Origin of the sequence: uncultured Enorma sp. (genome assembly GCA_905210055.1) — a bacterium.
GTDB lineage: Bacteria > Actinomycetota > Coriobacteriia > Coriobacteriales > Coriobacteriaceae > Enorma.
In genome coordinates this window covers 1-9905 of the sequence record CAJLVH010000062.1, presented here as the reverse complement: position 1 = coordinate 9905, position 9905 = coordinate 1, and the positions used below count along the sequence as shown (strand labels likewise).

Annotated in this window: 8 protein-coding genes; 4 read left to right on the top strand and 4 right to left on the bottom strand. The window is 62.9% G+C overall.

Annotation, left to right across the window (positions count from 1 at the left end; all coding sequences use genetic code 11):
* The first annotated feature begins 197 nt into the window (after nucleotides 1-197).
* From QZ079_RS05340 to QZ079_RS05325, 4 genes are all read left to right on the top strand, one after another.
* Nucleotides 198-1838: a DUF885 domain-containing protein gene (locus QZ079_RS05340; RefSeq protein WP_297036049.1), complete on the top strand. Its 1641-nt coding sequence runs from the start codon at nucleotides 198-200 to the stop codon at nucleotides 1836-1838.
* Between the two features lie 3 nt (nucleotides 1839-1841).
* Nucleotides 1842-2849, top strand: a complete 1008-nt coding sequence (locus QZ079_RS05335; protein WP_297036046.1) for a LacI family DNA-binding transcriptional regulator — start codon at nucleotides 1842-1844, stop codon at nucleotides 2847-2849.
* A gap of 193 nt (nucleotides 2850-3042) precedes the next feature.
* A complete protein-coding gene (locus tag QZ079_RS05330) occupies nucleotides 3043-4233 on the top strand; it encodes a Gfo/Idh/MocA family protein (protein ID WP_291288498.1) in 1191 nt (396 codons plus the stop codon).
* Between the two features lie 84 nt (nucleotides 4234-4317).
* Complete coding sequence (locus QZ079_RS05325) at nucleotides 4318-5280, top strand: D-2-hydroxyacid dehydrogenase (protein ID WP_297036042.1); 963 nt, start codon at nucleotides 4318-4320, stop codon at nucleotides 5278-5280.
* A 128-nt stretch (nucleotides 5281-5408) separates the two neighbouring features.
* Here QZ079_RS05325 and QZ079_RS05320 read toward each other — a convergent pair whose 3' ends face one another.
* The 4 genes from QZ079_RS05320 to QZ079_RS05305 all read right to left on the bottom strand — a co-directional run.
* On the bottom strand, nucleotides 5409-6185 hold the full coding sequence (locus QZ079_RS05320; RefSeq protein WP_297036039.1) for an aspartate dehydrogenase domain-containing protein: 777 nt from the start codon (nucleotides 6183-6185) through the stop codon (nucleotides 5409-5411).
* A 5-nt stretch (nucleotides 6186-6190) separates the two neighbouring features.
* Nucleotides 6191-7408 carry a pyridoxal phosphate-dependent aminotransferase gene (locus tag QZ079_RS05315; RefSeq protein WP_297036036.1) on the bottom strand — a complete coding sequence of 406 codons (1218 nt, stop codon included), beginning with the start codon at nucleotides 7406-7408 and terminating at the stop codon, nucleotides 6191-6193.
* A gap of 61 nt (nucleotides 7409-7469) precedes the next feature.
* Nucleotides 7470-8654 carry a hypothetical protein gene (locus QZ079_RS05310; RefSeq protein ID WP_297036033.1) on the bottom strand — a complete coding sequence of 395 codons (1185 nt, stop codon included), beginning with the start codon at nucleotides 8652-8654 and terminating at the stop codon, nucleotides 7470-7472.
* A 141-nt stretch (nucleotides 8655-8795) separates the two neighbouring features.
* Nucleotides 8796-9905, bottom strand: a 1110-nt coding sequence (locus QZ079_RS05305) for a Xaa-Pro peptidase family protein (RefSeq protein WP_297036030.1), incomplete at its 5' end; no start/stop codon positions are given.

The following is a 9905-nucleotide window of genomic DNA, read 5'->3' as shown; positions in this document are numbered from 1 at the left end:
CTGGTTCGTCCATCAACCAGCCAATAACCCCCGTCCCCAATGGCTGGTTTGCCGAGCCATGATGCAGCCCTGCGCTTTAGCACAAAAAAGCGTTTGCTGGTATGATACGGACGAACATGTGAGATTTCATATGCGCGATGTGATATATGCTGAAAACAGCGACCGCATCCCCCATCCAGCCTGCGCATGGAGGCATCATGGTTATCTCGTCCGAAGTCCTGCAGCTCGCAAACGAGTTCTTTGCGAGCACCGTCGAGAACAACGAGGTCATGATCGTGAAATGGACGTTTCCGGACGCCCAGTTCCCCGACCTCTCACTCGAGCGCGCCGAGGCAGACGCCCGGCTCGCAGACGAAACGGAAGCTCGCGCCCGCACCATGCTCAACAACGCGGTAGCCCACAACGATGAGATGGTGCTCAAGATTCTCATACGGTATTGCGCCTACATCCGCAACAACCGAGACAACTATTGGCAGCGCTTCGATTTGAACAGCAGCTATCGCACCATTCCCACGCTCGTGGAGAAGATGCTCGCCCTGCCCACCGCCACACCAGAGGAACGCGCCTTCTATCTGCGCATCTTGAAGGGCTTCGCCCCCTTTGTGCACAGCATGCACGAAAAACTTCTCGAGCAGGCGCGCCGCTATATCCGTATGCCGAAGATGTGCTGCGACCTCGTGCTGCAAACACTCACCGCGGCACAAGATGAAATCGACCAACGAGCGGTGCGCTTCGAAGGCTGTGAGGAACCAGCGTGCGCGCTCGCCACGGAACTGCGCGACCTCGTTGCGACCATCTCCGGCGACTACTACGAGCTCGCGCCCACCGCGCTGGGCATGGGACAGTACCCCGGTGGGGTCGAGCTCTACGCGCGCGAGGTCGAGACCTATATCTCATGCCGCGAAGATCCCGCCGCCATCATGGCACGCGGCTGGCAAGAACTCGAGCGCACTGAACGCGCCATGCTCGACGTCGCGCGCACCATGGGTTACACGGGAACCCTGCGCGAGGTGCTCGATACAATCCAAGCAGACTCACGTTATCGCTTCGACACACCGGAGGAGATGCAAAACGCCCTCGAAGGCTACCTGGATAAGATCCGCCCGCTCATGCCGAAGTACTTCGACCGCATGCCGAAAGCCGATTGCACGGTCGCGCGCACGCGCGAGGCAGACGAGCAAACCTCGAGCTGGGGTTACTACCATGTTCCCGTACCCGGTGAGGACGACAAGGGCATCTACTACTACAGCGCCGCCGAGCTCGACCGCCGCTGCCAGATCCGCACCTGCGCGGTGGTGTACCACGAGCTGCTGCCCGGACACCACTACCAGATGAACCTCGTGCAGGAGGATGAGACCCTGCCCGATATCATCCACCACCACTACGACACCGCCTACGCCGACGGCTGGGCGGAATACGCCTCGAATCTTGCCTACGAGCTCGGTCTCTACGAACCCATGGAGTACTTCGGCCGCCTCACCTGGGACGCGTTTCTCTGCTGCCGGCTCATCGTCGACACCGGGCTGAACGCCCTCGGCTGGACCTACGACGAGGCCGCGCAGCTGCTCCGCGAGCACACCATGTTCACCGAGCTCGAGATCCACACCGAGCTCGTGCGCTACACCTGCAGCATGCCCGCGCAGGCGCTCGCATACAAATGGGGCAGCCGGTGGTTCTGCGACCTGCGCGAACGCATGGAGCGCGAGCTAGGCGATGCGTTCGACCTCAAGCGCTTTCATGCGGCGGCGCTGAAATTCGGCGCGATACCCCTCGATATCCTGGAAGACCATATGCGCTGGTTCGAGCAGCAGGAGCTCGCGCGTGCAAAGGAGGCGTGATCCATGGCGACAACTCTCAAAGATATCGCCCAGGCGACCGGCCTTTCCATCTCGACGGTCTCGCGCGTCGTTTCCGGCACGGGCTATGTATCCGAAGAGGCGCGGCAGAAAACGGAACAGGCTATCGCGGAGCTCGGCTACCAGCACCATAAGCGCAACCGCCGCTTCCCCGACGATTCGAGCGACCAGGTGCTCGTGCTCATCGGCGGGGTGAGCAACTCCGTCTCGTCGAGCCGCGTCGAGCTGCTCTGCGACAAGCTCGTGCAGCGGCGGAAGCAGCCGCTCGTGGGGCTCACGCACTTCTTGGCCGAGCGTGAATACGCCTACCTCAACATGGCTGCAGAGCGCCATTTCTTCGGCGTCATCACGTTCACCATCGGAAGCTCGGACAAGACGGCCCGCCTCTTGCGTCATTACCCCTGCCCGCTCGTGATGCTCGAGCGCTACCTCCCCATGAAGCGCATCGACTGCCTGCATGCGGACTACTACAAGATCGGCTTCGACTGTGCCACGTACCTCATCGAGCACGGCCACACGCGCATCGCGTTCGTGGGCGGGTCCAGCACCTCGACCATCACGCAAGACAAGAGCCTGGGCTTCGCCGACTGCATGCACGCGCACGGGCTCGACGTTCCCGAAAGCCACCTGCTTCATCTCGAGCGTAGCAACTATATGAGCGGGGTCGATATCGTGGACAGGATCCTCGAACTCAAGCCTCGTCCGACCGCGCTCGTCACCTCAAACGACGCGTCTGCCGGCATCGTCCACGAGCTCATGCGCCGGGGCATCCGCGTTCCCCAGAACATGTCGGTCATCTCGGGCGAGGACACACCGCTCACCCAAAACGCCCAGGTGCCCATCACGAGCATGTCCATCGACGACGCCCAGATGTGCTCGGATGCGGTCAAGACCCTCTTCAAACGGCGGCGACAACCCGACGCCCCCTTCACCCATACCTACTACGACCCCGAGATCCGCGAGCGCGCGAGCGTCATGACCCTTCAGCGGTAGCGACCGCGCGTATCCGCGGCAACGGTGCCCGTCCCCTTTGCCGCGCCCCGCGTGTGGAGCCGAAGCGTTCAGCGACGCCCGTTTGTTTCGTATGTGAAAACGTGGGTGTGGGAAAAGACTGGGAATCCCATATCGCTTCATACGCAAACCTATAATCGAAACTAGTATGTACCTTCAGGTGAGAGGAGCTGCTATGGCCGATAAACTCCGCGTCGGCATCATCGGCGCCGGCCGATGGTCCAAGCGCGCCCACATCCCCGGCTGGGTGAGAAGCGATCTGTGCGACCTCGTCGTAATCTGCGACCGCGATGAGGAGCTCGCGCGCGAGGCTGCCGAGAAGTTCGGCGTCCCCGAGGTTATGACCGATGCTGAAGCCATGATTCGCCGCGACGATCTCGATGTGATCGACGTCTGCACCCGCGACGAGCACGGCGAGTCCCATGAGCCGCTCACAACACTCGCCATCGAGTGCGGCAAGCACGTGCTCGTGGAGAAGCCCGTCGCCGGCGATTTCCATCGCGTGCGCGAGCTCTCCGACCTCGCGAAGTCCAAGGGCTTGAAGACGAAGGTCGGCCTCACGTTCCGCTACGCACCCGCCGTGCAGTACATGTTCGACCTCGTCCGCGAGGGCAAGATCGGCACGCCGTGGCTCTTCAACGGCTACGAGCAGAACAGCCAGTGGCTGAACCCCTGGTATCCGCAGGACAAGCGCCTCTTCAAGGAGTACCCCACCGAGCTCGAGAAGGTGGGCACCGACCCCGACCCCAAGAAGATCGAGATGTCCTCGCTCGAAGGCTACGGCGCCCCTACGATCGATATTGGCCTCGAGCTCATCAACGACGATATCGAGAAGGTCGTCTGCGCCATGGCCAACCTCGTGAAGGAACGCCGCCGCTACAATGTCGACGACCATCTTGAGCGCATCAACTGGGACGACGCCGACATGTGGATGGGCACCACCAAGAAGGGCTACCTGTTCTCCATGCAGACCTCTTTCGTGACGGTGGGCAACTATCCCGGCATCACGGCGTGGATCTACGGCGACAAGGGCTCCCTCAAGGCGACGCTCATCAAGGATCCCGAGACCCATGCGATCCAGAAGCTCGAGTATGCCGACGGCTGGGCGGATCCCAACGCGGACGCCAACGCCGTGAAGTACCGCGAGCTCGAGATTCCCGACAAGTACTGGAACCCCGGCCATCAGCCCGATGACGACTGGGATACCGCGTTCTACGGCTGCCTGATCCAGAACTTCCTGGAAGAGATCGTCTCTGGCGGCGAGAAGAACGAGGGCAACTTCGAGCAGAGCGCCCGTGTGCAGGAGCTCATCAACGCAGCCGATCGCTCTCACCGCGAGGAGCGCTGGGTGCACCTGCCCCTGTAACGTGTTCGCGATGCCTACGGGGTCGGACGCGCAGCCGTCCGACCCCGCTTTGTTATGCAGTCATCAACCCTAAAGGAACTAAGGATGAACATCGGATTCCGCCACGTGCCCTTCAACGACGAGCAGCGCGCAACACTCGATGCCATCGCCCATGATGCCGGGCGCGGCACCATCTGGTTCTCGTCGGAGGGCGACCCTTCGATTGAAGAGCTCGCTACCTGCGAGGCGCTCATGGGATACTTCCCGCCCGCAACCTTCAAGAGCCTGCCCGAGCTGCGCTGGGTGCAGACGCCCGCGGCTGGCGTCGACCGCCTCTGCGGCGACATCTACGCCCGCAAGGACGTCGTGCTCACGAACGGCTCCGGCGCCTTCGGCATCGATATCGCCGAGTACGTCGTGGGCGGCGTGCTCTCGCTCTTCCGCCACCTGCCTGCGTACCACACCGCTCAGGCCGAGCGCTCCTGGGGGCGCCAGGGCGTCGGGCGCTCCATTTGCGATAGCACCGTGTGCGTCATCGGCTGCGGCAATGTGGGCTCGACCATCGCCGAGCGTATGAAGGCGCTGGGAGCCGCCTGTGTTCGCGGCATGGATCGCACGCGCGACATCGCCTCGCCCGCCTTCGACGAGCACTATCTCATGGACGAGCCCGAGGCTGCACTCGCTGGTGCGGACATCGTCGCCGTGAGCCTGCCGAGCACGCCCGAGACCCAGAAGCTCGTCTCGGCGCGCTTCTTCGAATGCATGAACGAGGGCACGGTCTTCGCGAACGTCGGCCGTGGCGTGACCGTCGACCAGGATGCGCTCACCGCCGCGCTGCAAGAGGGCAAGATTGCCGGTGCCGTGCTCGACGTGTTCGAGGTGGAGCCGCTGCCGCAGGAAAGTCCGCTCTGGGGGCTCGAGAACGTGATCGTCACACCGCATGTCGCTGGCTGGGACGACGACCTCGTCAACGTCCGCGCACTGTTCGAGATCTTCCGTGAGAACCTCACGCGCTACCTTGCCGGCGATGAGCTCACGCACGTCGTCGACCGCGCGCGCGGTTACTAAGCGAAAGAACCGGGTGTCAGCGCAACCGCTTCTTTGCAATCACATCAGCTTGCTCATGCGAAAGCCCGCCTCCAACAAGGAAGCGGGCTTTTTCGGGTGATACTTCGGTACCAGGCGGCAGGCGTTGCCTACACAAACGAGAGGCCGCCGGCGTCTTTGAGCACGCGGTCGAGCGAACCGCAGGCAGAAAGCGGCGTGTAGACACCCGTCACGCCGCCCGTGGTGAAGGAGGAGATGTTCAAGGTAAATTCGATTCCCTCGCCCTTCACCGAGATGACATGCGTATTCGTGGTCACATTCGGATCGGCCACGATCATGGAATGTGTACGGGAAAACCCGATGCCCGCCAGTGCCACCGCGGCATGCACGTTGACGTTCCGCGGGAACGCCGCACAGGCATCGCGCGTACAACCTTCGAACACGGTCTTGGGCTCTGAGCATGCGGCAAGCCCCAAGCTCGCCGGACTCTTCGTGGTCACGATCGACACCTCGGTCAAGATGCTTCGCGCATCCCAGATACCGTCGAGCCCCAAGATGGCGCCGTGCGGAAGGTAAATGTCATGTCCGTGCTCCTGTGCCGTCCGTTTCGCGCGCTCGAGCACGTCGTCGTCGGAAAACGCGGTGAGCGAGAACGGCATGAGGTTCGTGCGCTCGAGCACGTCGTCGATCTGCGCCACAAGGGCGGCCGCCGTCGCGCACTCCACCACGAGATCGATTCCCTCGTAGAGTTCGGGCGATCCCGTGCGAACGATCGTGGTGCCGTCATCTGCCTCCGCGACGGGATCGAGCGCCCACGCCACCTCGCAGCCAAGCTCGCGAACATGCTGAGCAACGGTTCGGCCGATCTTGCCATAGCCGATGAGCGCGACGCGCCGTGCGCGCCCTTCTGCAGAAGAACCCGCCATGCCCATCACGCCCGATAGCGGTCGATGAGCACGCCCATGCGGCGCACGGCATCCACAGCGGCGTCATAGTCCTGCGAGAAGTTGAGGCGCACGCTGCTCGTGAACTGCGGGCCGAACTCCGTACCTGGCGTCACCACGACGCTCGCCTGAAGGCGGAGCGCCGCGACGAAGTCTTTGAGCGGCAGCGTGAGCTCGGGAAGCGTCGGGAAAATGTAGCTGCCGCCTTCCGTGACGCGCACGCGCACGCCGGGCATGGCGCGGAACAGCGCCACGAGGTCGTCGCGAATGCGCTGGTGCGCCGCGACGCGCTCCGTCATCCAACCTTCGGGCTCCGAGAACCATGCAGGGATGACCGCCTGGCAGTAGCCGGCAGCGCGGAGCGACACAATCGCCTGGAGCTTCTCCATGCGCAGGATCCACGAGGGCGATCCATACGCCACGCCCAGGCGGAAACCGCTCATCGATTCGGTCTTCGAAGGGCCGATGATCGTCACGAGCAGCTCGGGGTCAAGGATGCCGAGGGAGCGCAGGTGCACGAACTCGCGGTCATCGAAGATCTGGCGTGAGTACAACTCGTCGCAGATGACGCGCACGCCATAGCGCTGCGCAAGTTCCGCGATGCTCACGAGCTCCTCGCGCGTGTAGACCGCGCCCGTAGGGTTGTTGGGATTCGAGAAGATGAGCAGCCGCGCACCTTCGGCAAACGCCCGCTCAAGACCGGCAAGGTCGATACCGGCACGCTCGCCCTCGCAGCCGAAGTAGTCGAGCCCCACCGGCACGAGCTCGCCGCCGAAGAACGTCACGAGCTTGCGATTCGCGAAGTAGTCGGGCTCGATCACCACGACCTTGTCGCCCGGCATGATGGCGGCACCCATGGCGAGGAAGAGCGCCCCCTGGGTGCCCGGCGTCACGATAAGCTCCGTGCCCGCGGCGACGGGAGCGCCCGAGAACTCCGCGAGCTTGCCCGCGAGATACTCACGGAGGCTCATGCGGCCGCGGTACTCGGTATATGCCTGCGGAGCGCCCTCCTCGAAGCCCGCCACGAACAGGTCGAGCGAGCCGGGGATGGGCGTGAAGGCGTCAACGTCGCCGTGGGAGAAGTCCACGCGCGTGCCTTTCAAGCATTCACCGACGATGCCATCGGGAATGCCGTGAGCGTTCACTTCCTGGCCGGGTGCCGAGTCGACGCCCAGCATGCGGAACTTATCTTCAAGAGACAGCATCTTCAAACCTCTCTAGCCTCACGCGCGTGAGCATCTGAGTCCTGGACAGAACTTCTCACTTCTACTGGAACATCGCGAGCGATGCCGGGGTGTGCAGGCGGCCGTAGATGTAGTCGTAGAACCGCGGCATATCCTCGTCGGACAGGCGATCCATGACGTTCAGGAACGCTTGGTCGCCACGCCAGTACGACCAGATGAGCGCGGCGCGCGTGGGGTCTTTGATGAACTCCATGCGGCTCTTGATGCCTGCCTCGCCACCCAGAAGCGGCCACTGGCGCATGTACTCCTCAACCTGTTCCTCAGGCCAGCCGAGCACGTCGAGCTGATAGGACGAAAGCGTTCCGAGTGCGCTCTTGATATCGGAATAGATCTCCTGGATGCGGTCGTTCACGTCCATCCAACCCAGGAAACGGCCGCCCATGTCGGCCAGACCCTCGAAGCAACTCGAAGAGGAGTGGTTCGTCACGGAAAGCAGGCCGTCGGCGCCAGCATAGCCCTGCTTCCACAGCTCGCGACGCAGCGTAAACTGCATGTAGTGGCCGGGATAGATCTCGTGGCACACGAGGTGCTTCAACGAGGGGCGCGTGTACGTGGGCGCGATGTTCACCACAACGCGCAGCTTCAAGACCTCGGAACGGGCGGAGAACGGACCACCGTCGACGGTCGCAACGTGGTACGGCTCCTCGGGGAGCGGCAGGAATTCGCCACAGATCTCGCGTGCCTCGTTCATGAGATCGGTCATGACGGACTGCACGTCCTCGCGCGGAACGAGGTTCTCCTCCTTCCAGCGCTCGGTGCGCTCCGCCAGGGTGCCCTTATATCCGAGCATATCGAAGTACGCGTCGAGCTTCTTGCACTGACCGGCGAGGTACTTCTCGCTTGCCGGGGCGCCGTCGGAAAGCAAAAACAGGCTCACCTGATCGGTCAGGCGCGGGAGCTTACCCTCGCGCCACGCGCAGAAGCTGTCGATCGAAGTGCACGCCTGCGTGTAATACAGACGGCGGTCGGCCTCGGGGAGCGTGAGTGCGCGGGCGGCGAGCTCACGCAGAGCCGCGCGGGCGTCCGACCAATCGGAGAACTCAGCGGTCTTATCCCATCCAAGGTTGATGCACACGACACCGTCGTAATCCTCAGACGTCTGGTTGAGCTTACGATCGAGTGCGTCGACGCCGAGCGTCACCGTGGCAAGATCCTCGGCATACGCCAGGGTCTCATCACTCAATCCAACGAAGTTTTCACCAAGCATGCCTTTCTCCTTCCAATACGTCATGTTGGGACGGATACAAAACGTTACTTCTTGCGTCATTCGGGTGCGTCATTTGGGGACGGGGTCAAAACGTGCAAAACGCAGTAAAAGCAACGTTTCGCACCCGTCCCTTTTGATGCATCAGGCGCAGGGGAGCGTCCAAAGCTCGCGCTGCGGAAGATAGAGGTACGACCCGCCGTCTTCTTCGAGGCGAATCATCTCCTCCACACCGATCACGCCGCGCGGCGTGTTGCAGAACACCTCGAGCGTGAAGACGTTTCCCACCTCGAGGGGAATCTCCGGCAGCTCGCCGATCACCGGAGAATCGCATGCGAGTTGGAAGCAGCCATCGTGGAGCGCACGGCCCACGGAATGCCCGCCGCCGCTCGCCGGCCAATCTTCGAGCGCCTTGTTGAAGATGCGGTTGACCTCGCGGCCTTCCATCCCGGGGCGCATGGCCGCCCTCGTGCCGTCGATCGCGTCGATCACGGCCTGGAACGCGCGCTGCACCTCCTCGGGCGGCTCGGACTCGCCTTCCTCAAGCACATACCAGCTCCGCTGGAAATCGGTGGCGTAGCCGCTCGCATGCTTCGCGCCGAAGCTCAAGTGGAACACGTCGCCCGGGCGAACCTGATTCGTACCCGGGTGGACGAGCCCCTGCACACTGCGCGCGCCCGCATGCACGAGCGGGCAACACGTCGTCTCCCACGAGGGCGTAAGGTCGTGCTTGCGCATGAACTCCTGGCAGTAGTCGTAGACGTCTTCCTCGCTCACGCCAGGCCGAACGATGCCGGAAAGCTCGTCGCACACCTGGTTCAGGAGCTTGAGCACCTCGACCTGAAGCTCAACCTCGGCGTCGATCTTGCGGCCGCGCAGCGCCCGAATCACCTGTCCATAGCTCAGGCGCTGGGCATACGGCGTGCCTTCAAGATCGCGCATAAGGCGCAGGTACAGGCCGGTCGTGAGGCCGTCGGTGAGCGCGTCGTACAGGTCGGCGTCGATATCGATCATGTTGGGATCGATCTTCTCGATCGTGGCCGCAAGCAGCTCGTCGAAATCGTCTCCGTAGCCCACGACCTCATCGAAGCAACCCGTTGCCTGCACACCGGCGACGTCCTTCTGGCGCACGAGCGCGCGGGCCACACCGTCCGGCGTGTAGAAAAACGCCGAGACGCCCATGACATTCGAGGGGAACACGAGGCGCAGGGCTGGATCGCACACGTCGACCGTCTCACGCCCCATCACGAGCCA